21 protein-coding genes and 2 riboswitches are annotated in these 26352 nt (G+C 45.1%); of the genes, 20 read left to right on the forward strand and 1 reads right to left on the reverse strand.

Annotation, left to right across the window (positions count from 1 at the left end):
* The first annotated feature begins 50 nt into the window (after positions 1 to 50).
* The 13 genes from DXC01_RS05615 to DXC01_RS05675 all read left to right on the forward strand — a co-directional run bounded on the left by DXC01_RS05615 (position 51) and on the right by DXC01_RS05675 (position 13982).
* Positions 51 to 1589 (forward strand): ABC transporter ATP-binding protein, encoded by a 1539-nt coding sequence (locus DXC01_RS05615; RefSeq protein ID WP_022214030.1) that lies wholly within the window; start codon positions 51 to 53, stop codon positions 1587 to 1589.
* Positions 1582 to 2661, forward strand: coding sequence for an ABC transporter permease (locus DXC01_RS05620; RefSeq protein WP_022214029.1), 1080 nt, complete (start codon positions 1582 to 1584; stop codon positions 2659 to 2661). The genes DXC01_RS05615 and DXC01_RS05620 overlap by 8 nt, the downstream gene beginning before the upstream one ends.
* A gap of 12 nt (positions 2662 to 2673) precedes the next feature.
* A complete protein-coding gene (locus tag DXC01_RS05625) occupies positions 2674 to 3654 on the forward strand; it encodes an ABC transporter permease (RefSeq protein ID WP_022214028.1) in 981 nt (326 codons plus the stop codon).
* A 127-nt stretch (positions 3655 to 3781) separates the two neighbouring features.
* Positions 3782 to 3938, forward strand: a riboswitch (FMN riboswitch).
* 150 nt (positions 3939 to 4088) lie between these two features.
* Positions 4089 to 4724, forward strand: a complete 636-nt coding sequence (locus DXC01_RS05630; RefSeq protein ID WP_118698479.1) for an ECF transporter S component — start codon at positions 4089 to 4091, stop codon at positions 4722 to 4724.
* Between the two features lie 76 nt (positions 4725 to 4800).
* A complete protein-coding gene (locus tag DXC01_RS05635; protein ID WP_022214026.1) occupies positions 4801 to 5406 on the forward strand; it encodes an NUDIX hydrolase in 606 nt (201 codons plus the stop codon).
* 229 nt (positions 5407 to 5635) lie between these two features.
* Positions 5636 to 7804: a PTS transporter subunit IIABC gene (locus tag DXC01_RS05640; RefSeq protein ID WP_118698480.1), complete on the forward strand. Its 2169-nt coding sequence runs from the start codon at positions 5636 to 5638 to the stop codon at positions 7802 to 7804.
* A gap of 27 nt (positions 7805 to 7831) precedes the next feature.
* Positions 7832 to 8668: a PRD domain-containing protein gene (locus DXC01_RS05645; protein ID WP_118698481.1), complete on the forward strand. Its 837-nt coding sequence runs from the start codon at positions 7832 to 7834 to the stop codon at positions 8666 to 8668.
* Between the two features lie 45 nt (positions 8669 to 8713).
* Positions 8714 to 8971: an HPr family phosphocarrier protein gene (locus DXC01_RS05650; protein ID WP_022214023.1), complete on the forward strand. Its 258-nt coding sequence runs from the start codon at positions 8714 to 8716 to the stop codon at positions 8969 to 8971.
* A 60-nt stretch (positions 8972 to 9031) separates the two neighbouring features.
* Positions 9032 to 10663 carry a phosphoenolpyruvate--protein phosphotransferase gene (gene ptsP / locus DXC01_RS05655; RefSeq protein WP_118698482.1) on the forward strand — a complete coding sequence of 544 codons (1632 nt, stop codon included), beginning with the start codon at positions 9032 to 9034 and terminating at the stop codon, positions 10661 to 10663.
* A gap of 227 nt (positions 10664 to 10890) precedes the next feature.
* Positions 10891 to 11334, forward strand: coding sequence for a Fur family transcriptional regulator (locus DXC01_RS05660; RefSeq protein ID WP_118251832.1), 444 nt, complete (start codon positions 10891 to 10893; stop codon positions 11332 to 11334).
* 35 nt (positions 11335 to 11369) lie between these two features.
* Positions 11370 to 12365 carry a metal ABC transporter substrate-binding protein gene (locus DXC01_RS05665; RefSeq protein WP_118698483.1) on the forward strand — a complete coding sequence of 332 codons (996 nt, stop codon included), beginning with the start codon at positions 11370 to 11372 and terminating at the stop codon, positions 12363 to 12365.
* A 71-nt stretch (positions 12366 to 12436) separates the two neighbouring features.
* The gene (locus DXC01_RS05670) at positions 12437 to 13144 is read left to right on the forward strand and encodes a metal ABC transporter ATP-binding protein (RefSeq protein ID WP_022214019.1); all 708 of its coding nucleotides are present in this window, start codon (positions 12437 to 12439) and stop codon (positions 13142 to 13144) included.
* 1 nt (position 13145) lies between these two features.
* Entirely contained in the window at positions 13146 to 13982 is an 837-nt protein-coding gene (locus DXC01_RS05675) for a metal ABC transporter permease (protein ID WP_118251829.1), read from the forward strand.
* A gap of 103 nt (positions 13983 to 14085) precedes the next feature.
* Here DXC01_RS05675 and DXC01_RS05680 read toward each other — a convergent pair whose 3' ends face one another.
* Positions 14086 to 14607, reverse strand: a complete 522-nt coding sequence (locus DXC01_RS05680) for a hypothetical protein (protein WP_022214017.1) — start codon at positions 14605 to 14607, stop codon at positions 14086 to 14088.
* Between the two features lie 261 nt (positions 14608 to 14868).
* On the opposite strand from DXC01_RS05680, the gene DXC01_RS05685 reads away from it, so the two are divergent.
* The 7 genes from DXC01_RS05685 (at position 14869) to DXC01_RS05715 (ending at position 26244) form a co-directional block, all read left to right on the forward strand.
* Positions 14869 to 18027 (forward strand): response regulator, encoded by a 3159-nt coding sequence (locus DXC01_RS05685; protein ID WP_118698484.1) that lies wholly within the window; start codon positions 14869 to 14871, stop codon positions 18025 to 18027.
* Positions 18028 to 18094: 67 nt separating this feature from the next.
* On the forward strand, positions 18095 to 18643 hold the full coding sequence (locus DXC01_RS05690; protein ID WP_118251827.1) for a DUF362 domain-containing protein: 549 nt from the start codon (positions 18095 to 18097) through the stop codon (positions 18641 to 18643).
* Positions 18644 to 18888: 245 nt separating this feature from the next.
* A complete protein-coding gene (locus DXC01_RS05695; RefSeq protein ID WP_118698503.1) occupies positions 18889 to 20949 on the forward strand; it encodes an ATP-binding protein in 2061 nt (686 codons plus the stop codon).
* A 122-nt stretch (positions 20950 to 21071) separates the two neighbouring features.
* Positions 21072 to 22175: an ROK family transcriptional regulator gene (locus DXC01_RS05700; protein WP_118251826.1), complete on the forward strand. Its 1104-nt coding sequence runs from the start codon at positions 21072 to 21074 to the stop codon at positions 22173 to 22175.
* 256 nt (positions 22176 to 22431) lie between these two features.
* Entirely contained in the window at positions 22432 to 23460 is a 1029-nt protein-coding gene (locus tag DXC01_RS05705; protein ID WP_118698485.1) for a zinc-dependent alcohol dehydrogenase, read from the forward strand.
* 22 nt (positions 23461 to 23482) lie between these two features.
* On the forward strand, positions 23483 to 24853 hold the full coding sequence (locus DXC01_RS05710; RefSeq protein WP_022213803.1) for an MFS transporter: 1371 nt from the start codon (positions 23483 to 23485) through the stop codon (positions 24851 to 24853).
* 42 nt (positions 24854 to 24895) lie between these two features.
* Positions 24896 to 24969: riboswitch (Fluoride riboswitch) on the forward strand.
* A 78-nt stretch (positions 24970 to 25047) separates the two neighbouring features.
* Positions 25048 to 26244 (forward strand): cation:proton antiporter, encoded by a 1197-nt coding sequence (locus DXC01_RS05715; RefSeq protein ID WP_022213804.1) that lies wholly within the window; start codon positions 25048 to 25050, stop codon positions 26242 to 26244.
* Positions 26245 to 26352: the final 108 nt, after the last annotated feature.

A 26352-nucleotide genomic window follows, 5' to 3' on the forward strand; every position in this document is an offset into this window, starting at 1 on the left:
GCAGCTCTGCTTTTTTCTTGTCTATAGACAGAAAAAAGGAGGGAATGACAGTGGGAGAAACTTATGCACTTGAACTTAAGGATATTTCCAAGCGTTTTGGATCCGTCCAGGCGAATGACCATGTAAATCTCACGCTGAGAAAATCAGAGATTCTTGCGATCCTGGGTGAAAACGGAAGCGGCAAGACAACTCTCATGAATATGATCTACGGAATTTATTATCCGGATGAAGGACATATTTTTGTAAATGGCAAGGAGGTAACAATCTGTTCGCCGAAGGATTCCTACGAACTTGGAATCGGTATGGTACATCAGCATTTCAAACTGGTAGATGTACTGACAGCAGCCGAAAATATCGTCCTGGGTCTGCCGGGCAAGGCAAGACTCAATATGAAAAAGATCACAGAGGATATCCAGAAACTGGTCAACAAGTACGGATTTGACCTAGATCTTTCAAAGAAAATCTACGAAATGTCCGTTTCCGAGAAACAGACCGTCGAAATCGTAAAGATGCTTTATCGTGGTGCCAGGATCCTGATACTGGATGAGCCGACAGCCGTGCTGACACCGCAGGAAGCCGACCGATTATTTGATATCCTTCGTAACATGAGAGATGACGGATGTGCGATCATCATTATCACGCATAAACTGCAGGAGGTTCTTGCACTGTCTGACCGCGTGGCGATCCTCCGTAAAGGCCAGTATATTGACACTGTGGAAACTGCCCAGGCAAATGTGCAGAGCCTTTCTGAAATGATGGTTGGCGCAAGAGTTGACCTGAATATCGAGCGTCCGAAGCCGGAGAATATAAAGCCGCGCCTGGTCATTGAAGGCGTAAACTGTAAGGACAAAGACGATGTCAAAACTCTGGATGATGTAGATCTGACAGTAAACACAGGTGAGATCCTTGGTATTGCCGGTATTTCCGGAAGCGGCCAGAAGGAACTTCTGGAGGCGATCGCCGGTCTGCAGGATGTAGAAAGTGGTTCCATCCGACTTCTGGATGACAATGGAAGCGGAATGGAACTTTCCGGAATGGATTCCATTTCTATCAATGAAGCAGGAATCAGTCTTGCTTTCGTTCCTGAGGACCGTATCGGTATGGGACTCGTCGGAGACATGGATATGACCGATAATATGATGCTTAGAAGCTACCGCAACGGCAAAAGTCCTTTCCTCGACCGTAAAGGTCCGAGAGCCCTTGCACAGAAGATCAAAGATCAGCTTGAAGTCATGACACCGAGTATTTCCGCTCCGGTCCGCCAGATGTCCGGTGGAAATGTCCAGAAAGTTCTGGTTGGACGTGAGATCGCACAGAACCCGAAAGTTCTCCTTGTCGCTTTCCCGACACGAGGCGTGGATATCAACACTTCTCATGTTATCTATCAGCTTCTGAACGAACAGAAGAAAAAAGGCGTTGCAGTTGTCTGCGTCATTGAGGATCTGGACGTTGTACTGGAACTCTGTGACCGTATCGCAGTTCTCTGTGGCGGCAGGATCAGCGGAGTGGTTGACGGAAGAACAGCGACCAAAGAAGGAATCGGTCTTCTCATGACGAAGCACGAAAAAGGAGGGGCTGTCAATGAATAAAGAACCTTTCTTACAGGTAAGTAAACGAAGAAACAAAGCCGGATGGCAGGAAAGACTTCTGATCCGTTTTATCGCACTGATCCTTGCACTGATCGTGTGTGGTGCAGTGATCGTGGCACTTGTCAAAATGAATCCGGTAGATGTATACAAGGCAATCTGGGATGGAGCCATGGGCTCCGAGCGCCGTATCTGGCAGACGATCCGTGATACGATGATCCTTCTGTGTATCGCGATCGGTCTTGCACCGGCATTCAAGATGAAATTCTGGAACATCGGTGCAGAAGGCCAGATCCTGATCGGTGGAGCATGCTCTGCAGCAGTAATGATCTATGCAGGGGACAAAATGTCACCGATTCTGCTTCTGATCGTAATGTTTATTGCAAGTGCCATTGGCGGCATGATCTGGGGAATGATCCCGGCAGTATTCAAGGCATACTGGAATACCAATGAGACACTGTTCACACTGATGCTGAACTACGTTGCGATGCAGGTCGTTACCTACTGCATTGTTTTCTGGGAAAATCCAAAAGGATCCAATACAGTCGGTATCATCAATCAGGCAACACAGGCAGGATGGCTGCCAGAACTCTTTGGACAGAAATATGGATGGAATGTGCTGATCGTCCTGATCCTGACAGTCGGTATGTTCATCTACCTGAAATACTGCAAACAGGGTTATGAGATCGCTGTAGTCGGTGAGAGTGAAAATACCGCCAGATATGCAGGTATCCATGTAAAGAAAGTCATCATCCGTACCATGGCAATTTCCGGTGCGATCTGCGGTATCGCAGGATTTGTAATTGTCAGCGGCGCGAGCCATACGATCTCTACTGCGACAGCAGGTGGCCGCGGATTTACAGCGATCATCGTTGCGTGGCTTTCCAAATTCAATACCTTTATTATGGTAGCTGTTTCTTTTGGTATCGTATTCATGGATCAGGGTGCTGTTCAGATTGCGACACAGTATGGACTGAACGAGAATGCATCTGATGTAATCCTTGGAATCATTCTGTTTTTCCTGATCGGAGCAGAATTTTTTATCAATTACAGAGTAAAGCGTGCAAAGAAATAGGAGGAAGATGCAATGAGTGTACTGACCATTTTTATTCAAAAAGCAATTGTCCAGGGCATCTGTATTCTGTATGGTGCGCTTGGAGAGATCATGACGGAAAAATCCGGTAACCTGAACCTTGGTATCCCGGGAATCATGTACATGGGAGGTATCGCCGGACTGATGGGAGCCTTCCTTTATGAAAAAGACAATCCGAACCCGAATGCTTTTGTCGGAGTTCTGATATCGTTTGTATGTGCATTTGCATGTGCAATGATCGGTGGACTGATCTACAGTATCCTGACGATCACACTTCGTGTAAACCAGAACGTAACAGGTCTTGCCCTTACCATCTTTGGTACTGGATTTGGTAACTTCTTTGGTGGTTCCATCTCCAAACTTGCCGGTGGTGTCGGACAGATTTCTGTTAAGGTAACAGGAAGTGCCTATACGGCAAAAATCCCTGGCTTATCCAAGATCCCTGTAATTGGACCGATCTTATTTAACTACGGATTTATGACTTATCTCTGTGTGATCGCAGCGATCGCACTGTCATTCTTCTTATTTAAAACGAGAATGGGACTGAACCTCCGTGCGATCGGTGAGAACCCGGGAACTGCAGATGCAGCCGGTATCAACGTTATCAAATACAAATATCTGTCAACCTGTATCGGTGCAGGCCTGGCAGGACTTGGCGGGCTGTATTTCGTAATGGAATACTCCGGTGGAACCTGGACAGATAACGGCTTTGGTGACCGTGGATGGCTTGCAGTCGCACTGGTTATCTTTGCACTGTGGAAACCGCTCAATGCGATCTGGGGAGCATTCCTCTTTGGGGCACTTTACATCCTGTACCTGTATATTCCGGGACTCGGAAGAAGCATGCAGGAAGTATTCAAGGCTCTTCCATATGTCGTAACCATCATCGTTCTGGTATTCACAAGCTTCCGAAAGAAGAAAGAACATCAGCCGCCGGCTGCACTGGGACTTCCGTATTTCCGCGAAGAACGATAAGAATATAGTATTAAATTCATAGAGACACTGATATATTTTTGAAAATGTTTTTCAAAATTGTCAGTGTCTTTATTATTTTCTATTGCATTGTAAGAAAGTTGGTTGTATAATATCTCTCAGATAAAAGAAAATTCTTCGGGGCAGGGTGACTGATTTACAGAAGATCGGAATTCCCTACCGGCGGTATAGTCCGCGACCCGCGTAATGCGGCTGATCTGGTGACTGGCTTACAGAGAGTCAGAATTCCGGAACCGACAGTAAAGTCTGGATGAGAGAAGAACACGAATAATTCATACGTGCTCAGTACCCCGGGAAGATGATTCCGGGGATTTTTTATGCTGCAAAACCGATTTCTTTTTACAAATAAGAGTCGTTTGCCACAGCATAGCGTAGAATTTTCTTTTAAAAAAAGATAATTCAAAGGAGAGAGAAGTATGAGTGAACAGGTTTTAAGAAATGGAAATGTAATGCAGAGGAGCCGTACCCGGACGATCACACAGGTTGCGATGCTGGGAGCCCTTGCAGGTATCCTGATGAATTTTGAATTTCCAATTCCGTTCCTGGCGCCGTCTTTCTATCAGCTGGATTTCTCAGAAATCCCGGTACTGGTAGGAGCTTTTGCGATGGGACCGGTAGCAGGTATTTTTATCGAGCTTGTCAAGATTCTGGTGCATCTGGTAACAATGGGAACTGTAACAGCAGGTGTTGGTGATTTTGCAAACTTCCTTTTTGGATGTACATTTATAGTACCGGCAGGACTGATCTACAGACTCCACAATGTAAAGAGCCGTAAGCATGCAGTTATGGGAATGGCAGCAGGTACAGTACTGACAACAGCAGCAGCCTGCCTGATGAATGCATTTGTTCTTCTTCCGGCATATGGTAAAGCATTTGGTATGCCAATCGAAGCTTTCATCGAAATGGGAGCAGCAGTAAATCATTCCGTAAACAGTCTTCTTGGTTTCGTTGCACTGATCATTGTTCCATTTAACTTATTCAAATATATCCTGATGTCAGTGATCGTGTTCTTTATTTACAAACGAATCCGCGTAGTTCTCAAGGGCGACTGATTCATTCACACCGGAGAACACACAGTATAATATTGCACGGTAGATTCGTGCAGGAAAGAAGGTTCTCTATAATAATATGGGAAAAATTCATGATGTACAAAAACTTACAGACAACCGTTTCGTCAATCTCTACCATGTAGATGCGACCAGCGTACATAATACACCGGTATCTTATTACGTGGCATCCAGAGCAAAGGACATTCCATCCCTCAAGATGAAGACCGGACGCAATGATCCGGACGGAGTGATCATTTACAGTGTTTACGGCGAGAAGAAGGATAAGGTTGTTCTGATCCGCCAGTACCGCTATGCGCTGGGCGGTTACATCTATGAATTCCCGGCAGGGCTTGTAGAGCCGAACGAGGACTTTCACGAGGGCGCTGTCCGCGAGATGCACGAGGAGACCGGACTGAAACTCGAACCGCTCAAAGTAGACCCGGCTTATGAGAAGCCATACTTTACCACGATCGGCATGACAGACGAATCCTGTGCAACCGTTTATGGCTATGCCAGCGGCGAGATCAGCAAGGCAGCCCAGGAGGACACTGAGGAGATCGAAGTCGTCCTCGCAGACCGCGACGAGGTCAGAAGGATCCTTAAGGAAGAAAATGTTGCCATCATGTGTGCTTACATGCTGATGCATTTTCTGAAGGACGAGGAGCCTTTCGCCTTCCTCAGATAAAATTAAAAAATAATAAAAAGAGTAGCTTGACAAAGCGTTTATGACCATGTTATATTTTGATTGGTTGTAGTGTGTAACTCGATTTAGGAGGCATTAACTATACATAACAAGGAGTGTTTATGTGTATTAGTGCCTTTTTTTTGTATAAAAACTTACATAATACGCATACTCGCTTCTTAACAATAAATTTAGGGATGTGCCAAAGGCACAGGAAAAAGGAGTATGTGAAATGAAGGACAAGATTTTTAGTGTTCTGCAGCGAGTGGGACGAAGCTTTATGCTCCCGATCGCAATCCTTCCGGTAGCCGGTCTTCTTCTCGGAATCGGAAGCTCATTTACCAATGCAACCACGATCGAAACGTATCACCTGACAAGTATTCTCGGTGAGGGAACGATTCTGAACGCCCTCCTGATGATCATGAACAAGGTAGGAAGTGCAGTATTTGATAACCTCCCCTTGATCTTTGCTGTAGGTGTTGCAATCGGTATGGCAAAAAAAGAAAAAGAAGTATCCGCTTTATCAGCAGTTATCGCGTATTTCGTAATGAACACAGCGATCAACGCAATGCTGACCATTACAGGACAGATCCTTGACAACGGCGAGATCGCTGAGTCTGTACTGGAAGGAACCATCACTTCTGTATGTGGTATCCAGTCCCTGCAGATGGGTGTGTTTGGAGGTATTATCGTAGGACTTGGTGTGGCGGCACTCCACAATAAGTTTTACAGAATCCAGCTTCCGAGTGCACTGTCATTCTTCGGAGGCACGAGATTTGTACCGATCATTTCCACAATTGTATATATGTTTGTGGGAATTCTTCTTTACTTTGTATGGCCGGTTGTCCAGAACGGAATTTACGCACTGGGCGGACTGGTAACAGGTTCCGGATATGTAGGAACCCTGATCTTCGGACTTATTAAGAGAGCTCTGATCCCGTTTGGTCTGCATCACGTATTCTACATGCCTTTCTGGCAGACAGCCGTAGGCGGTACGATGGAAGTTGCCGGACAGATGGTTCAGGGCGGACAGAATATTTTCTTTGCACAGCTTGCTGATTCTGCAAATATTGCACATTTCAGCGCAGATGCAACCAGATATTTCTCTGGTGAGTTTATCTTTATGATTTTTGGTCTTCCGGGAGCAGCACTGGCTATGTATCAGTGTGCAAAACCTGAGAAGAAAAAAGCTGCCGGCGGTCTTCTTCTTTCCGCGGCACTTGCATGTATGGCAACAGGTATCACCGAGCCTCTGGAATTCTCCTTCCTGTTTGTTGCTCCGGCACTGTTTGCAGTACAGGTAGTTCTTGCCGGAACAGCATACATGATCGCGCATATGCTGAACATTGCGGTAGGACTTACATTCTCAGGCGGACTGCTCGACTTCTTCCTGTTTGGTATCCTTCAGGGAAATGCCAAGACAAGCTGGATGAGAGTAATCCCGGTTGGTATTATTTATTTCTTCTTATATTATTTTATTTTCAAATTCATGATCAAGAAGTTCAACTTCAAGACTCCTGGTCGTGAAGATGATGACACAGAAACAAAACTTTACACAAAGGCCGATGTAAATGCCCGCAGAGAAGCAGGACAGGCAGGAGCAGCAGCTTCTGAAGACGCTGTCAGCGAAGCGATCACAAGAGGTCTTGGCGGTAAGAAAAATATCAGTGATGTCGACTGCTGTGCAACCAGACTTCGTTGTACAGTCAAAGATGCTTCCAGAGTAAACGACGGAATCCTCAAGGCAACAGGAGCATCAGGCGTGGTACACAAAGGACAGGGCGTTCAGGTCATCTATGGGCCAAACGTAACAGTAATTAAGTCAAACCTTGAAGACTATCTGGAAACTGCACCGGATACTTATGCGGAAGCAGAAACTACAGAGAGCGTTCAGGAAACAGCAGACAAGACACAGGAAGCAAAAGAACAGAAGGTCGTAGAGAGAATCGTGATCTCCAGCCCGATCACAGGACTGGCAGCAGATCTTGCTACTGCACCGGACGAAGCTTTTGCTCAGAAAATGATGGGCGATGGTGCCGTTGTAACACCGGAAGATCCGTTTGTACGAGCTCCGGAAGACGGCGAAGTTGCATTTGTTTTTGACACAAAACATGCCATTGGATTCGTGACAGACTCAGGAATCAGTCTGCTGATCCATGTGGGAATCGATACTGTAAAACTGAACGGCGAGGGATTTGAAGCACTGGTAGAAAGCGGTCAGACAGTCAAGAAGGGTGATCCGATGCTCAAGCTGGATCTGGAATACCTGAAAGCGAATGCACCTTCTATCACATCACCGGTTCTTTGTACAGAACTGGAGGATAATCAGAGAATCCATCTGCTGCAGGAGGGTCAGATCAAAGCCGGAGAACCGCTCTTTGAGATCGAGGTTCTTCAGTAAGAACGACCCTGGATGGGGAAGAGACGGATGAAGTACAGGATAGCAAAATTATTAAATCACAATTCTTTTATCGGACTTGAAGGAAATTCAAATCAGGAATGCCTGATCATGGGCAAGGGAGTTGCTTTTGGCAAGAAAGTGGGACAGACGATCGAAGTGCCACAGGATACCAGAGTCTACTCACTCAAAGAACTGACAGAGCGCGGGGATGCCAGAGAGATCATTAATTCAGTTTCTCCGGTATGTCTGGAACTTGCGAATGAAGTGCTCAGAGAAGCAGAGAAGGAATTCGGCAAGGTTGACCGTTCGATCCTTTTTCCGATGGCAGATCATCTTGATTTTGCGATCCGGCGTATCCAGAAGGGAGAGCAGATCAGCAATCCTCTCACGGAAGACATCCGTATCCTGTTTTACAAGGAATACAAGGTGGCTGGCTGTATAGCACCTCTTCTGAAGCAAAAACTTCAGATAGAGCTTGATGAACATGAGACGGGTTATATCGCCCTTCATGTTCACTCAGCCATTGTAGATGAAAAGGTTTCACAGTCCATGGAGATCGCCCGGACTGTCCGGGAATGTATTTCTCTTGTTGAGAAAGAAACAGGCAATTCCATCGATGTGATGTCACTGGCATATAACCGTCTGATGAACCATGTACGTTACATGGTGGCAAGAACGATTCACGGTGAGAAACTCAAGATGAATCTGAACGAATATATGTCCGTAAAGTTCCCGGAGGCATTTGATGCAGCCGAGAGGATCTGTCATGAGATGGAGAAGCGTCTGGGACTGCCGATGCCGGATATCGAGATCGGCTACCTGGCAATGCATCTGGAGCGCATGCTGGACAGTGAGACCGAATAAAAATGTTTATTAATAAAAATATATAAAGAAGAGGAGAAAAACAACATGAAAACATTCGAGTACACAATCAAAGACGAACTGGGAATCCACGCAAGACCGGCAGGACTTCTTGTAAAAGAAGCAAAGAAGTATGAGTCCGAGTGCACAATCACAAAAGACGGCAAAACAAAGAAACTTACACAGCTTATGATGCTGATGTCCCTCGGTGTAAAACAGGGCGAAACTGTAACTGTAACAGCTGAAGGTGCTGACGAAGACGCTGCAATTGCAGGCCTCAAAGAATTCTTCGAAGCAAATCTGTAATCAGTCCGATCCAAAACCTGGAATGGGTGTAACATAACAGTAATGCAGGAGGAAGTAAGGATGCAGTGTTTTCAGGGAAAATCTGTTTATAAAGGAATAGCTATGGGACCGATCGTGGTTCTCAAGAAAGATGATTATCAGGTCAAAAGAACCAGGATCGAAGACCCGGAAGCAGAAGTGAAGCGTGTGGATGCTGCACTGGAGAAATCCAAAGAGCAGCTCCAGAAATTATATGACAAGGCAGTCAAAGAAGTTGGTGAGGCCAGCGCAGCCATTTTTGAAGTACATCAGATGATGCTTGAGGATGATGATTATCTGGAAGCGATCCAGAATACCATCTGCACAGAGCAGGTCAATGCAGAGTATGCCGTAGCAACAACCGGTGACAATTTTGCAGAGATGTTCGCATCTATGGATGACGATTACATGAAAGCGCGTTCCGCAGATATCAAGGATATCTCCGAGCGTCTTGTACGTAACTTAAGCGGACAGGAGGACACAGATTTAAGCTCTATCGATCCGTCTGTGATCGTAGCTGATGACTTAAGCCCAAGTGAAACTGTTCAGATGGACAAGGATAAGATCCTTGCATTTGTGACTGTTCATGGTTCTACCAACTCTCATACAGCGATCCTTGCCCGTATGATGAACATTCCGGCTCTGATCGGTGTTCCGATGGATCTTGATGAACTTAAGACCGGTATGACAGCAGTCGTAGATGGCTTCGAAGGAACCGTTACCTTTGATCCGGACGAGGAGATCAAAGCACAGACTGAGAAGAGAATGGAAGAAGAAGCAGAGAAACTCAAACTTCTTCAGGAATTAAAAGGCAAAGAAAACGTAACCTTAGATGGACACAAGATCAACATCTATGCGAACATCGGAAGTGTTGGTGACATCGGTTATGTCCTCGAGAATGATGCCGGCGGAATCGGTCTTTTCCGAAGCGAATTCCTTTATCTTGGAAGAAACGACTTCCCGACAGAGGAAGAGCAGTTCCAGGCTTACAAGCAGGCAGTACAGATGATGGCTGGCAAGAAAGTTATCATCCGTACCCTTGATATCGGTGCTGACAAACAGGTAGATTATTTCAACCTCGGAAACGAAGATAACCCGGCTCTGGGATATCGTGCGATCCGTATCTGCCTGACACAGCCGGATATCTTTAAGACACAGCTCCGTGCACTTCTCCGTGCCGCTGTTTATGGAAATCTTTCCATCATGTATCCGATGATCACTTCCACAGAGGAAGTAAAGAAGATCTATGAGATCGTAGCAGAAGTAGAAGCAGAGCTCAAAGAGCAGGAGATCCAGTATAAACTTCCTGAACAGGGAATCATGATCGAAACTCCTGCAGCAGCGATCATCAGCGACAAGCTTGCTGAGATGGTTGACTTCTTCAGTATCGGAACCAACGACCTGACCCAGTACACCCTTGCTCTTGACCGTCAGAATGCGAAACTGGATGACTTCTATAATCCTCATCACGAAGCAATCCTCCGCATGATCCAGATGGTCGTAGACAACGCACACAAATGCGGCAAATGGGCAGGAATCTGCGGCGAACTTGGTGCAGATGCAACCCTTACCGAGCAGTTTGTACGCATGGGCGTAGACGAGCTTTCCGTAGCTCCGTCCATGATCCTCAAACTTCGTAAGATCGTCCGCGAGATGAAAAAAGTGGAAGATTGATCAATAGTGTGGAAAAACAGACTCTCGTCTGACACGGCGAGGTGGATAACACCTCGCGTGCCGGGCGGGAGTTTTTTTGTTTGCGAAATAAGAAAAAATGAAAATGAAAACCGTTTTCATATTGACACATCATCAGAATGTGCTATAATATGAAAACGGTTTTCAATTTGTATAAAAATATCAGATATAGATTTGTTTGCCGGGCATTCCGGCGGAAGGAAGATATTATGGGAAGTAAAGCACCTTATCAGACAAAGCAGATGGCACAGCTTTTATCATATCTCAGGACCGTGGAGGGAACACATGTGACGGTCGCAGATGTCTGTCTGCATTTTAAAGAACAGGGAATTACGATCGGAACAACGACAGTTTACCGCAATCTGGAGAAGATGGTGGAACAGGGGCTGGTCGCCAAATACAATGTGGACGGGACGAGCAGTGCCTGTTTTGAATATCTCGGAGCAGAGGAACACTGTCACAAGACATCCTGTTTCCACTGCAAATGTGAGAAATGTGGAAAACTGATCCATCTTCACTGTGAGGATGTGGTTAAACTGGAACAGCATCTGATGGAGAGCCACGGATTCCAGATGGACCCGTGCAGGACAGTTTTTTACGGAATCTGCGAGGACTGCCGGAAATCCGAAGCAGTTCATATCAAAGGAAAATAAGCAGATAATAATTATAGAAGAAAAGGAGCAGACCAATGAAAAAATGGATCATGAGTTCGCTGGCGATCCTGCTGGGAATCTTAAGTATCAGCATTCCTCTGGCGGGAGTGCGTACAGCGGAAGCAGGAACAACAGAGGACTCAGGCAAAAAATTAAAGATCGTGACCACCATTTTTCCAGAATACGACTGGACACGGGCAGTTCTTGGAGACCGGGAGGCGGATGTCGACCTGACCATGCTTCTTGATAATGGAACAGACCTTCACAGTTTCCAGCCGGCAGTGAAGGATATCATGAAAGTATCAAGCTGCGACCTTCTGATCTACGTGGGTGGCGAGTCCGACCAGTGGATCGAGGATGCTCTGGAATCGGCTCAGAATAAGGATATGAAGACAATCAATCTGATGGAAGTTCTCGGCGATACCATCAAGGAAGAAGAAAACGTTGAGGGCATGCAGGAAAGTGGCCATGGACATGAAGACGAGGATGAGAAGGAATACGATGAGCATGTCTGGACATCCCTCCGAAATGCGTCAGTGATCTGTGGCATCATCGCGGAGACACTTGAAGAGATGGACCCTGAAAATAAAGATGTCTATGCATCCAACGCAGCGGCTTATCAGGAAAAACTTTCTAATCTGGATACAGAATACCAGAATACAGTGGACAGCGCGAAACAGAACACACTTCTCTTTGCAGACCGCTTTGCATTCCGCTATCTGGTGGATGATTACGGACTGAATTATTATGCAGCCTTTTCCGGCTGTTCCGCGGAGTCTGAGGCAAGTTTCAAGACAGTGACATTCCTTGCCGAAAAGCTGGATGAACTGGGACTTAAAACCGTGCTGACCATCGAGAAATCAGATGACCGGATCGCGCAGACCGTGATCGAAAACACCAAAACGAAAGACCAGAAGATACTGGAACTGAACTCCATGCAGTCGATCACATCCGATGAGATCGCTGACGGTGTGACGTATCTTTCCGTGATAGAAGATAACCTGGATGTTCTGAAGGAAGCACTGAACTGATAATAATTGCAGGCGGTGGACAGAAGCCATCTGCCTGATACGACAAACTGTCCATGACAGGAGGGACAACAATGGCACAGCTTACATGCAAAAATCTTACACTTGGATACGATAACCGGGCGATCCAGGAAGATCTGAATTTCTCCATCGACGCAGGTGATTACCTCTGCATCGTAGGAGAAAACGGTTCCGGTAAATCTACATTGATGAAAACACTTCTCCATCTGCAGCCGCCGATCAGCGGCACGATCGAACTGGGAGACGGACTTAAGAAAAACGAGATCGGATATCTCCCACAGCAGACCCTGGTGCAGAGGGATTTTCCGGCATCAGTGCGGGAGATCGTCCTGTCCGGATGCCAGAGCCGCTGCGGACTGCGACCATTTTATAACAAAGAAGAAAAGCGTGTTGCGCAGAAAGCAATGGAAAAAATGATGATCCAGGATCTTGCCGATCATTGCTACAGAGAGCTTTCCGGCGGGCAGCAGCAGAGAGTCCTTCTCGCAAGAGCACTCTGTGCAGCACAGAAGATCCTTCTTCTCGATGAGCCGGTCTCCGGTCTGGATCCACGAGTGACCGCAGAGATGTATCAGCTTATCAAGGATCTGAATAAGAAAGATGGAATTACGATCATTATGATCTCGCACGACATTGCGGCGGCAGTAAAATATGCAACACATATCCTGCATATCGGAGAGCACTGCTTCTTCGGTACCAAGAAACAATATCTCGAAAGCAGTCTGGGCAAAGCATTCACCGGACAGGAAGGGGAGGAATAAGATGTTTGAGACACTTCATATGTATTTTCAGTATCCGTTCGTGCGCTACGCACTGATCGTAGGTGTACTGATCGCACTGTGCTCCTCCCTTCTGGGCGTGACACTGGTATTGAAGAGATTTTCTTTCATCGGTGACGGACTTTCCCATGTGGCATTTGGTGCCATGGCAATTGCGTCCGTACTGAACATCACCAACAATATGCTGTTCATCCTTCCGGTGACTGTGATCTGTGCGATCCTGCTTCTTCGTGCAGGACAGAACACAAGGATCAAGGGAGATGCGGCGATCGCGATGATCTCCGTCGGCGCGCTGGCGATCGGTTATCTTCTGATGAATCTTTTTTCTACAAGTCCGAATATTTCAGGGGATGTGTGCAGTACGCTGTTTGGCTCCACTTCCATCCTGACCCTGACAAAAGGCGAGGTATGGCTGTGCGCGATCCTCTCTATCGTAGTTGTGGCGATTTTTATCTTATTTTATAACAAGATCTTTGCAGTGACATTCGACGAAAACTTCGCAAAAGCGACCGGAACCAGGGCGAATGCCTATAATCTTCTGATCGCGGTTGTGATCGCAGTGATCATTGTTCTGGCAATGAATCTGGTTGGATCACTTTTGATCTCAGCACTGGTGATCTTCCCGGCACTTTCTGCGATGAGATTATTCAAATCTTTCCGCTCTGTGACGATCAGTGCGGCGGTGATGTCTGTGATCAGTGCAACTGCCGGAATCCTGATTTCAATTTTGGCAGGAACGCCGGTCGGATCTACGATCGTGGCAGTGGATATTGCAGTATTTCTGGTCTCTTATGGGATCGGAAGGATCACAGGAAGATAAATTGTTTATAGTAACAAAATATCTCAGTCAGAGCCGGAGCTCCAACTGAGATATGGATGAACAGATATGGAATCATTGATAGCGGAATGCTTGCAGAGATCAATCAGATTTCTACGAGGATTCCGTGTTCTTTATCATAACGGCAGTATTTGCCATGCTCAGAGATAAACGGCTGATAGGTATCTGTACGTGTGTCCTTGACATAAACAACACCAGTCGCGATCATCTGCACGAGAGAAAATCTCTTGCTGAGGCTTGAAATCCACGCATAAGTCTTGTTATCACCGGAATCAGCAGCGAGAAGGCTGTAACCGCCTTCACATGGTTTCAGAGAGAAGTAGATCTTCTCTGGTTTGGTACTCTCGGTGAAGACCTGGCTGGTTATGTAAGAGGAGAAATTTTTCTTTACAAATGCCTGGAAAGAATGCAGTGTATAAACCTCTCCACTGACTTCATCCGTAATTCTGTCCCCGCGCTCCAAACGGTTCTTGATCAGTGTCAGGACCTCGATTGTCCAGTTGATAAAAGAAATACTGCTGTAGCTCATGCTTTCCTGAAGCTGATCGATCAGTTTCTTTGACAAAACATTTGATTTCGTCGCCTCGTTAAAAAGTTCTTCGTTCATAAAATACACCCTCCGTCATAGTTTTTACGTTCCAATTGATATTTTTTATTATAAATTGATATTGTGCAAAAAGCAATGAAAAACCATTAAAATAGAATGAAAATTATGTAAAACTCACATATCATGAATTGTACAAAATGCAACACACCACGGGATCTGGGGAAACTCAGGTCCCATTTTTGTTGCCAAAAAGCAGGGAATCGGATAGAATAATAACAAATACTAAAAAATGTTTTGGATGTTTAACAGGACGGATATTTAATGAAAGAAACAGAGAAAAAACAGACGCATTTTTTGCGTATTGCAATGATGGTCCTTACGACGATACTGATCGTATTATTTTTTATGATCATGTCTATGGTGGGCAAGATCCAGGGAACGGCCCGTGTCATTAACTATGCGGGACTGGTGCGCGGCGGCACGCAGCGTATGGTCAAGCTGGAGATTTCCGGGGAGCCGCAGGATAAGATGTATGAGACGATCTCGTCCTATATTGAAGGACTGCGCTATGGAAGTGACAAGTTAAATTTTGTGCGTCTTGCGGATAAGAATTTTCAGAACAATATGGACGAGCTTGCACAGTGTTTTGAAGAAGAACTCAGAAGTGAACTTCTCCTTGTCAGGGAAAAAGGTTACGAGAACACCGATATTATTTCGAAGAGCGAGCATTTTTTCCAGATTTGTGACGAGGCGGTCAGCTACGCGGAAGTTTATTCCCAGAAAAAAGCCACAGCCCTGGATAAACTGGAAAAAGTAGTTTTGGCGGATATCCTGGGCCTGGTTCTGATCATCGGAACAGAACTTGTCAAGGCAGTCCGTTTTGCCGCACAGAACAGGATCCTTCAGAAAAAAGTCTACCTCGATGAAGCAACCGGGCTTCCGAATAAGAATAAATGTGAGGAGATCCTTAATGCTCCAGATCCGATCCCGGCAGATGAACTGGTTGCGATGTGCGTATTTGACCTGAATAATCTGCGAACGATCAACAATAATCTTGGTCATGACAAAGGTGACGAATACATCCGTTCTTTTGCAATACAGCTTCGCGAGGCTGTCCCGGAGGAATTTTTTGCAGGGCGTGACGGCGGTGATGAGTTTATAGCTGTCCTTAAGGGACTTGACCACAATGGTGTTCGGGAATGTCTTCAGAATATCAGGGATCATGCGGCAGAATACTCCCGCAAAAATCCGGAAATGCCGATCAGTTATGCGGCAGGTTACGCATTGTCGAGTGATTTCGACGGCTGTACTATGAGAGACCTGTTCCGTTTTGCGGACAAAAACATGTACATTGACAAGAATAGGGCAAAGATGGAAGAAGCGGCAGCGAAGCAGAAGATGAATATTCAGATCCTTGAGAACATCTCTGCACAGGGCTATGAATTTTCGAGCTGCATGTACTGTGATGCTTTGCTGGATCAGTATTATGTGCTGAGATCCGGTTCGAAATTTTTCCTTGCAGATGACGGAAGTTACTCCGGTGCCGTTGAGCAGATCATACAGGAACTTTCTACAGAGGAGAACAGGAAAGATCTCCGTCTTCAGCTTCAGATCGAATACCTGAGCGAGCATCTGACAAAAGATTCCGGGAAATTTGAGCTTCCATATCAGTATCAGTACGGCGAAAATGTGTACCGTGGCAGAATGACGCTTCTGTATCTCAACGGGACAGAGGATGGACGACTGCATCATTTTATCCTGGGATTTGAGACTTTCCAGAACCGAAATGAGAACGAGGCGAACGAAAAACACCGGCTGGCACGTTATTACGAGCAGCTTCGGCAGTCGATCGTGGAGAATGGAAACTACGCGGAGGCACTTTTGCAGACAGCACATTCTGTCTATACAGTAGACCTGACGAATGACAGGCTGGAGAGTGCTTTTTATCATACGAAATCAAAAAAAATTACTTTTGAGGTTCAGACACCATGTTCTTACGATGATTATTGCAGCGAGCGCAGAGCCTATATAACAGAAGACACCATGGAAAATTACCGTATCGTGGATTCTTCTTCCAAGCTTCTTCAGCGATTTGAGACGGGTTCCAGGCAGGTAACAGTGGAATACCGCGAAAAGAGTGATGATAACGCTCTTGTCTGGCTCCAGAAAACCGTTCTGATGTCCAGAGACACCGTATATGACTCAAAGACCAACAAAGAAAGTACAGTAGTTCATGGCATCATTCTGTTCAAAAACACTTCAGAATTCCATGAAAAAGAAGTAAAAGAAAACGAACGTCTCAAGATCGCGATCGAGGAGGCTGATTCCGAAAATCGTGCCAAGACAGAATTTATGAACCGCATGAGCCACGATATCCGCACGCCGATCAACGGAATCATGGGAATGCTCGACATTATCCACAAAAACCGTCAGGATGAGACAAAGGTCGATGACAGTCTCGACAAGATCCAGCTTTCAACAAGACATCTTCTGGAACTGGTAAATGATGTTCTGGATATGAGCAAACTGGAAGCAGGCAGACTTGATATCAAAGAAGAACCGTTTGACCTTACTGAACTGATGAATGAGGTGGCAGCACTGATGGATTCACAGGTCATGCAGACGGGACTTGTCCACAGAAAGCACAGAGGAACTATCAGGCATACTGCATTGTATGGAAGTTCTCTGCAGCTTCGCCGGATCATGCTGAATCTTATGAGTAATTCCGTCAAGTATAACAAGCCAAACGGAACGATCGACACATATGCGACAGAAATTTCGGACGATGGAGAGACAGCTCTTTATGAGTTCCGTATCGTAGATTCCGGCATAGGAATGAGCCGGGAATTTATAGAGAATGAGCTGTTCAAGCCTTTTACCCAGGAAGAAAACGATGCCCGGACGCAGTACCGTGGAACCGGTCTCGGAATGTCTATCGTAAAAGCACTGATCGACCGGCTTGGCGGTACGATCAAGGTTGAGAGCACTCTTGGCGAGGGAACGGATATCACATATCAGCTTCTATTCAAAATTGATAAGAATGCTTCAGAACAAAGCGAGTCACAGAACTGTGCGGGGGCAAAAAATCTCGAAGGTATGAAGATCCTGCTGGTCGAGGACAACGAGATCAATATGGAGATCGCAGAATTTTATCTCACAGAACTTGGTGCGAAGATTGACAAGGCATGGAATGGAAAAGAAGCTCTTGAGAAGTTTGAAGCTTCGGAACCACATGGCTACGATGTTATTCTCATGGATATCATGATGCCGGTCATGGACGGGATCGAGGCAGTCAAGGCAATCCGCGGGCTGGACCGCGAAGATGCAGGAACGATTCCAATTTTCGCCATGACAGCACAGGCTTCCTCGGAAAATGTCCGCAAATGTCTGAATGCAGGAATGGACGGACATATCCCGAAACCAATAGAAGCCTCAAAACTGGGAAGCACAATTCTGAAGGTGAAAGTACACCGAAATTAACTTTTTTGCAGAAAGATATTGACCTCAACCTGATTTCAGGGTCTATAATAAAATTATTTATGATTCCATGCTTGTCCTGACACATTTCAAAGGACATACCATGGGTGGTTTCGGTGGATCCAACAAGAACATTGGTATCGGCTGTGCAGACGGACGTATCGGCAAAGGAATGATCCACACCGTAGAAGGTTCCTCTAATATGTGGAGCATTGCAGAGGAAGAACTGATGGAGCGCATCACAGAATCTTCCAAAGCAACGGTAGATCATTTCGGTAAACAGATCGCATACATCAACTGTCTGAGAAACATGTCTGTTTCCTGTGACTGCGAAGGTGTCGGAGCAGAACCGGTCGTTACACCGAACATCGGAATTCTTGCATCCACAGATATCCTTGCAATCGACCAGGCGTCTGTCGACCTGGTATTTGCACTTGGAGAGGATGACCGCAAAGCACTGGTAGAGAGAATCACAACCCGCCATGGGCTTCGCCAGCTTACCTACATGAAAGAAATGGGCATGGGAAATGACCGCTATCACCTGATCGACATCGACAATGATGATGCTGAGATCACACTGGCAGATGCCGTCAAAGACGTTGTTCCGTTCGAAGGATGATCTTTCAAAAAAGATAACTCAAATAGCAGATGATACAAAAACTGACCCGTCGGATTTCCTGGCGAGTCAGTTTTTTTGCATATATATCGAAGAGCCTTTCACTGATTAGTATTTGCTGGCGTGTTTGCCAGAAAGAACTGGATTTATACGCCGGATTCCATTATAATAAAAAGCAGCGAAGAATGAATCTGCGTGAGAATGTTTTTACTTACTCAGAAATTTACGAAAATGATGAGAAGAAAGATATGCAAACAAAGAAAGATACCAAAATAATGAGAGTCCGGGCGCTCCTTGTTTTCTGTATTACTTTTTTAATTACCATTGGCTGTATCTATCTGGTGAATCTGAATCAGGAAAAGAGAGAGAAACTTAAGGCATCCTATACTGCCGAGACGACTGTCGGCAAGGTAGAAGCACAGTTAAATAAATACCTGTCAGAGTCAGAACTCATGAAGAAGCTCATAGAAGAGAAGCATGAGATCACGGACGAAGAGTTCTCAGAACTGTCTCAACTGATGCAGGATGAGAACTACGTGATATCAGCGCATGAGCTTGCAAAGGATGGCGCAGTTTCACAGGTATACCCTCTTGAGGGAAATGAACAGGCAATCGGTCTGGACATACTCAGAGATTCCGAGCGAAAAGTAGCAGCCAACCTTGCGAAAGACAGTGGAGAATACACGATCGCAGGACCATTTGATCTGGTACAGGGAGGAGTCGGAGCACTTCTTTTTGATCCGATTTACACAGCGGATGAATCGGGAAAAGAGCAGTTCTGGGGATTTTCTATTCTGGTCATCGACTGGAATAAATTTATCCAGGAAACAGAACTGAACAAACTTGAGAATGCAGGATACCATTACCAGATCTGGAAGAAAGACATAGATACCGGGAAGAAAGTTGTCATTGCGGAAAGTGACAATGAAACACTGAAAAATTCAATGGAAGTTGCCTGCTCTGTACCAAACGATACCTGGTATTTTGATATTGTACCGGAGAACGGATGGATCAGCAATATCCAGAAGGCACTGACAATACTGATCGCAGTAGCAATTGCGATATTGCTGGCAGAGGGATATATGCAGTTTCAGATGCGACGTTATCGTGAATATATTCATGAGAAAGAACTGGAGAAAGCTGCCGAAGAAGCCAGAATCGCGAATGAAGCAAAGACATGTTTCCTCTTTAATATGAGCCACGATATCCGTACACCGATGAATGCGATCATCGGTTTCTCAGACCTTCTGGAGAAACATGCGGATGATCGTGAGAAGGTTGTGGAGTATATTGGCAAGATCAAGTCATCGAGTTCATTTTTACTTTCATTGATCAATTATGTGCTTGAGATGGCACGGATCGAAAGTGGTGAAGCGGAGCTGAAACCGGAAGTAGGATGTTTTAAGGATCTTGTGAATTCTCTCCAGGCGGTTTTTGAGCCGGAACTCCATAAGAAAAATCTTAAGTACACCTGTATACTGAATTCAGACCATCCGTATGTGATCTGTGACAGGACCAAAGTAAGAGAGATCCTGCTTAATATCGTAAGCAATTCGATCAAGTACACACCGGATGGCGGCAGTATTGTAGTTGATATTTTAGAATTCCACTATTCCAAAGAGGGACACACTTCATTCAGGATCGTAGTTGCCGATACCGGAATTGGAATGAGTGAGGAGTATCTGCCTCATATTTTTGAGGAATTTACGAGAGAAAGAACGACTACAGAGAGTCATGTGACCGGTACAGGTCTTGGACTTCCGATTGTCAAAGCACTGGTTGACCTGATGGGCGGAACTATCAATGTTTCGAGTAAAGCCGGAAAGGGGACCAAGACAACCATCGTCCTGTCTTTTCCGACAGCGACAGAAGAGCAGATCCAGTCCAGGAAGGAAGAACAATCCGGTCAGATATTCCGGAATTTCAAAGGCAAACGTATCCTGCTGGCAGAGGATAATGAACTGAACGCAGAGATTGCGATGGAACTTCTCGGAGAAAGAGGTCTTGAGACAGAACACGTAACAGACGGTGTTAAATGTGTGGAAACCCTGAAGGCGAAACCGGAGGATTACTATGACCTGATCCTCATGGATATTCAGATGCCGCACATGGATGGTTACGAGGCAACCAAAGTGATCCGGGCGCTTAACGATCCAAGAAGCCGCATCCCGATCATAGCCATGACCGCCAATGCCTTCGAAGAAGACCGCCAGAGGGCTTTCGAAGCAGGTATGGACGGACATATTGCCAAGCCGATCAGTATAAATGTACTTTTCTCGACGCTGGACGAGGTGCTGGGAAAATCATAATTTCAAACACAATACATAAGGTACCATCTGACATTTGTCGGGTGGTATTTTTGTGCTTTACAAATGTCAAAAGAAAAGTTATGATTCTTTTATAAAATAATTGATAAAAGAGGTCGGCAAAAATGGCTGGAACAGATAAAAAAACTATCACAAGATCCAGAATCCTGAATTATGTGATCAACAATCAAATAACATCCAAGGCAGAAGTATCCAAAAATCTGAACTTGAGTATGCCCACAGTTCTTTCAAATATAAATGATCTGATCGCAAAAGGAATCATTATAGAAACCGGAGAATATGAATCTACTGGTGGACGCAAGGCAAAAAGCATAGGAATCAATCCGTCCTACAGATATTCTGTAGGAATTGTGATCACAGCAAATCATGTGGGGATAGTACTTGTAAACCTGAAATATGAAATCGTGAAATTCAGGCGTGTCCGTATGAAGTTTTCACCGGATGCATCTTACTGTCAGGATCTTTCTGTACTGACATCAGAATTTCTGAAGGACACAGAGTATCAGGACCGGATTCTTGGAATTGGTATTTCAATTCCGGGAATCATCAGTCAGAAAGCCCATCTGCTTATAAAATCACATGCATTGCAGCTGGAAAATTACAGCCTGAGTTTTTTGGAACAGGCATTTGATCTTCCGGTTTATTTCGAAAATGATGCAAATGCGGCAATGATGGCAGAGGATATGAACAAATATAAAAATGCAATCTACCTGTCACTGAACAATACGCTGGGCGGAGCATTCTGTATTGGTGGAAAGCTGTTTCAGGGAGAAAATCAGAAGGCAGGAGAATTCGGACATATGATTCTGGTTCCGGGAGGACGTAAATGCTATTGTGGCAAGAAAGGGTGTGCGGATGCCTACTGTGCAGCAAGTGCACTTACAGATGAAATCAATTCTCTGGAAACGTTTATGGAACAGTTAAAATCCGGTGACGAAGCAGCGGAAGAAAAATGGAGCGAATATCTGGATATGCTGGCGGTCCTGATCTCAAATCTGCGTATGGCATACGATATGGATATCATCCTTGGTGGAGAAGTTGGTGGATATCTGGCAGAACATATGCTTCCACTGGGGGAAAAAGTGATGGAATACAATGGCTTCGATCATGATATCCGGTATCTCAGAAACTGCTCCTACAAGAGAGAAGCATCCGCAGTAGGTGCTGCGAAACATTTTTTACAGGATTTTATCAAAAATATAGAATAGAAGCTGAGAACTTTTATTTTCGGAAATCTCTGAACAAGGTCTGTCAAAAGGCAGATTTTGCTCAGAGATTTTTTGTTGTGGGATGATGCACAGTGTATCTATGAAACCTGCACAAAAACTGATTTCTAATATTGTGCAATAGAGAGAAGTGATAAGAACACTCTTGACAAAAGAGAGTTTCTGAATAATAATGTAATTACTTTAATAAAACATTTAATAAAAGATAATACATAACAAAAACAAGGAGGAAACTATTATGTTACAGCAGGTAATGACAAAACCAGGAGAAATTATTTTCAGAGAGGTTCCGGTTCCGGAAGTAAAGGACGATCAGGTTCTTGTAAAGATCATGAATATCGGAATCTGCGGATCAGATATCCATGTATATCACGGCAAACATCCTTTTACGAAATATCCGGTTACACAGGGACATGAAGTTTCCGGAGAAATCGTAGAACTTGGAGCTAATGTAACAGGATTTCATAAAGGACAGAAGATCACCATTGAACCACAGGTATATTGTGGACACTGCTATCCATGCCGCCATGGAAAATATAATCTCTGCGAGGAACTGAAGGTTATGGGATTCCAGACAACCGGAACGGCATCCGAATACTTCGCAGTAGATGCATCCAAGGTAACACCACTTCCAGAGGAAATGTCCTATGAGGAAGGTGCAATGATCGAGCCGCTGGCAGTTGCAGTTCACGGAGTAAAACAGATGGGCGATGTGAAAGGCATGAATATTGCAGTCCTTGGAGCAGGTCCGATCGGAAACCTGGTGGCACAGGCTGCCAAAGGAATGGGAGCCGCCAAAGTCATGATCACAGATGTCAGTGACCTTCGTCTCAAAAAAGCACAGGAATGTGGAATTGATGTCTGCGTCAATACAAAGAACAAAGACTTTGGAGAAGCAATGGTAGAAGCTTTTGGACCGGACAAAGCAGATGTGATCTATGACTGTGCCGGAAATAATATCACAATGGGACAGGCAATCAAATATGCAAGAAAGGGCAGCGTGATCGTACTGGTTGCAGTTTTTGCAGGAATGGCAGAAATCGATCTGGCTGTAGCAAATGACCATGAGCTGGATATCAAGAGCACTATGATGTATCGCCACGATGATTATGTAGATGGTATTAAACTTGTAAATGAAGGCAAAGTTCATTTAAGACCTCTGATCTCCAAAACATTTGCATTCAAGGATTATCTGGAAGCATATCACTACATTGATGACAACCGTGAAACAACAATGAAAGTCATTATCAACGTACAGGAAAAATAAAGCGAAGGAAGCAGGAGAAGCCATGGGAAAAGAATTTAAAGATGGAAAAGTGCCGCTGATCAGCAAGATTGCGTATGGATTTGGAGATGTAGGCTGCAATTTCAGCTGGATGTTTGTGAGTAATTTTCTGATGATCTTTTATACGGATGTTTTTGGAATCAGTATGACAGCGGTTTCTGCGCTGATGCTTTTTTCAAGATTCTGGGATGCGATCAACGATCCGATCGTCGGAGGACTGACTGATAAGACCAAGACAAGATGGGGCAGATACCGACCGTGGCTGCTGGTTGCAGCACCGGTCACAGCAATCCTTCTGATGCTGACTTTCTGGGCACATCCGGACTGGTCAGACAAGGCAAAGATTATATATATGGTCATTACTTACTGTCTGCTGGTTCTGGGATACACCTGTGTAAATATTCCATATGGAACCCTCTGTGGAGCAATGACACAGGATATCGATGAGCGTGCCAAGATCAACACATCCCGTTCTGTAGCGGCGATGATCGCAATTGGAATCATCAATATCATCACGGTTCCACTGATCAGTAAACTCGGAAGCCACAGCACCAAAAATGGATATCTGTTTGTAGCGATTATTTATGGATGTATTTTTGCAGCATGTCATTTCTTCTGCTTTGCAAAAACAAAGGAAGCCGTGACAACGCCGGAGAAAGAAAAAATTTCCATTAAAGTTCAGCTAAAAGCAGTTATGCAGAACCGGCCATATATACTTGCACTGATCGGACAGGTACTTTTTGGATTTACTCTTTATGGAAGAAATGCAGATGTTCTCTATTATTTTACTTATGTGGAAGGAAATGCAGCTTATTATACAACATATTCCATGTGCATTATTATCCCGTCGATCATTGGAGCAGCATGTTTCCAGCCAGTATTCCGTAAACTTGACAACAAGGGAAGAACTGCATCTGTTTTTGCACTGCTTACCGGTATTTCCATGTTGAGCATGTATTTCTTCAATGTAAAAGAAAGTGCAGTCATTTTCTATGCACTGGCAGGAGTGACACAATTCTTCTTTTCTGGATTTAATACCGCAATTTATGCAATCATCCCGGACTGTGTGGAATATGGAGAATGGAAAACGGGTCTTCGGAACGATGGATTCCAGTATGCATTTGTCTCACTGGGAAATAAGATCGGAATGGCAATCGGAACTGCGATGCTTGCAATGCTTCTTGGTAAATATGGTTATGTTGCGAATCAGACGCAGAATTCTGCTGTCATCAGTATCATGAAACACTCATTTTCAACAATCCCCGGAATTCTCTGGATCGTGACTGCGATTGTACTGTTCTTCTATCGTTTAAATAAAAAACGCTATAATGAGATTGTAGAGGATCTTAAGAATGGAAAAAGAGGACAGTGCTAAAATAAAAATTCTTGACTTTCTTTTACGAAAATAGTATGATTTACCCGAATTGGGAATGAAGTTCTCCCATGGGAAACCTAAACTGCTTATTCAGAGCTGATGACTTCTACGATTATTCAGTCGCAGAAGTTGTCAGCTCTTTTTGCGTTGTACTGCTGATTGCGTCTGAGGGAAAGAAAAGGAGGAAATTTTTTATGTTAACATCATTGTCACTTATTTTTCTGGTTGGCCTTGCAATGGGGGCCATCTGCGGATATCTGAAACTGCCACGGATCATTGGCATGCTGGTTACGGGAATCGTTCTCGGACCGTATGTGCTTGACCTGCTGGATCCATCGATACTGTCAATCTCAGCAGATCTGCGAAAGATGGCACTTATCATCATTCTTCTCAAAGCCGGACTGTCGCTGAATCTGGAAGACCTTAAGAAAGTAGGCCGCCCCGCCGTTATGATGTCTTTTGTGCCGGCATCGTTTGAGATCCTTGGTTATATTCTGTGCGCGCCTGCGATCCTGGGAATCTCAAGAGTGGATGCGGCAGTCATGGGAGCCGTCCTCGGAGCAGTATCGCCGGCGGTGGTGGTCCCACGCATGGTAAAACTGATAGAAACAAAATATGGTACAGGCAAAGCAATCCCGCAGATGATTCTGGCGGGTGCATCCTGTGATGATATTTTTGTGATTGTGCTGTTCACAACATTCCTTGGAATGGCGCAGGGAGATAAGGCAGATGTAAAATCCTTCCTCAATATCCCGGTATCGATCGTACTTGGAGTTGCACTTGGAGCGGTTGTCGGATATCTTCTCTATCTGTTTTTTGAGACAGCATACGCCAAAAAACATTATGTCAGAAACAGCATGAAGGTCATCATTGTACTGGGTGTTTCCTTCCTGCTGATCGCGATCGAAGGCTGGCTGGAAGGAAAGATTGCCATATCCGGACTTCTTGCAGTTGTCAGCATGGCCTGCGTCCTCAAGATGAAAAGCACTGCTTTTGTCTCAAAACGTTTATCCGAGAAATTTGGCAAACTCTGGCTTGCAGCAGAAGTCATTTTGTTTGTTCTTGTCGGTGCGGCGGTGGATATCCGATACACCCTGGAGGCCGGAGCTGCGGCAATCTTTATGATCCTGGTCGCACTTATTTTTCGTGCCTGTGGAGTCCTTCTATGCATGGTAAAAACAAACCTCAATGCGAAAGAAAGACTTTTCTGCGTACTCGCCTACCTGCCAAAAGCAACCGTCCAGGCCGCCATTGGCTCCGTCCCCCTGGCAGCAGGCCTTGGCTGCGGCAAGATCATCCTCTCCGTAGCAGTCATGGCCATCATCATCACCGCCCCGTTTGGCGCATTCGGCATGGATATGTCGTATAAGAAACTTCTGGAGAAGGAGTAAAAATGCAAATAAGTACAAATTAAAATGCAAAATCCCCTGAGAAATAGAATTGCAGCATAAAATGTGATAACATAACACATATCGGTTATTCAAAAAATATTTCTGAAA

It is taken from the genome of Blautia sp. OM07-19 (assembly GCF_003481595.1).
Lineage (GTDB): Bacteria > Bacillota > Clostridia > Lachnospirales > Lachnospiraceae > Blautia_A > Blautia_A intestinihominis.

What these genes read in the sequence shown, in the direction of transcription:
- DXC01_RS05705 (WP_118698485.1), top strand. Translation starts at nt 22,432, where the DNA reads ATGTTACAGCAGGTAATGACAAAACCAGGAGAAATTATTTTCAGAGAG.
- DXC01_RS05700 (WP_118251826.1), top strand. Translation starts at nt 21,072, where the DNA reads ATGGCTGGAACAGATAAAAAAACTATCACAAGATCCAGAATCCTGAAT.
- DXC01_RS05640 (WP_118698480.1), top strand. Translation starts at nt 5,636, where the DNA reads ATGAAGGACAAGATTTTTAGTGTTCTGCAGCGAGTGGGACGAAGCTTT.
- DXC01_RS05715 (WP_022213804.1), top strand. Translation starts at nt 25,048, where the DNA reads ATGTTAACATCATTGTCACTTATTTTTCTGGTTGGCCTTGCAATGGGG.
- DXC01_RS05650 (WP_022214023.1), top strand. Translation starts at nt 8,714, where the DNA reads ATGAAAACATTCGAGTACACAATCAAAGACGAACTGGGAATCCACGCA.
- DXC01_RS05680 (WP_022214017.1), bottom strand. Translation starts at nt 14,607, where the DNA reads ATGAACGAAGAACTTTTTAACGAGGCGACGAAATCAAATGTTTTGTCA.
- DXC01_RS05685 (WP_118698484.1), top strand. Translation starts at nt 14,869, where the DNA reads ATGAAAGAAACAGAGAAAAAACAGACGCATTTTTTGCGTATTGCAATG.
- DXC01_RS05620 (WP_022214029.1), top strand. Translation starts at nt 1,582, where the DNA reads ATGAATAAAGAACCTTTCTTACAGGTAAGTAAACGAAGAAACAAAGCC.
- DXC01_RS05670 (WP_022214019.1), top strand. Translation starts at nt 12,437, where the DNA reads ATGGCACAGCTTACATGCAAAAATCTTACACTTGGATACGATAACCGG.
- DXC01_RS05695 (WP_118698503.1), top strand. Translation starts at nt 18,889, where the DNA reads ATGCAAACAAAGAAAGATACCAAAATAATGAGAGTCCGGGCGCTCCTT.
- DXC01_RS05660 (WP_118251832.1), top strand. Translation starts at nt 10,891, where the DNA reads ATGGGAAGTAAAGCACCTTATCAGACAAAGCAGATGGCACAGCTTTTA.
- DXC01_RS05625 (WP_022214028.1), top strand. Translation starts at nt 2,674, where the DNA reads ATGAGTGTACTGACCATTTTTATTCAAAAAGCAATTGTCCAGGGCATC.
- DXC01_RS05635 (WP_022214026.1), top strand. Translation starts at nt 4,801, where the DNA reads ATGGGAAAAATTCATGATGTACAAAAACTTACAGACAACCGTTTCGTC.
- DXC01_RS05690 (WP_118251827.1), top strand. Translation starts at nt 18,095, where the DNA reads ATGCTTGTCCTGACACATTTCAAAGGACATACCATGGGTGGTTTCGGT.
- DXC01_RS05645 (WP_118698481.1), top strand. Translation starts at nt 7,832, where the DNA reads ATGAAGTACAGGATAGCAAAATTATTAAATCACAATTCTTTTATCGGA.
- DXC01_RS05665 (WP_118698483.1), top strand. Translation starts at nt 11,370, where the DNA reads ATGAAAAAATGGATCATGAGTTCGCTGGCGATCCTGCTGGGAATCTTA.
- DXC01_RS05710 (WP_022213803.1), top strand. Translation starts at nt 23,483, where the DNA reads ATGGGAAAAGAATTTAAAGATGGAAAAGTGCCGCTGATCAGCAAGATT.
- ptsP (WP_118698482.1), top strand. Translation starts at nt 9,032, where the DNA reads ATGCAGTGTTTTCAGGGAAAATCTGTTTATAAAGGAATAGCTATGGGA.
- DXC01_RS05630 (WP_118698479.1), top strand. Translation starts at nt 4,089, where the DNA reads ATGAGTGAACAGGTTTTAAGAAATGGAAATGTAATGCAGAGGAGCCGT.
- DXC01_RS05675 (WP_118251829.1), top strand. Translation starts at nt 13,146, where the DNA reads ATGTTTGAGACACTTCATATGTATTTTCAGTATCCGTTCGTGCGCTAC.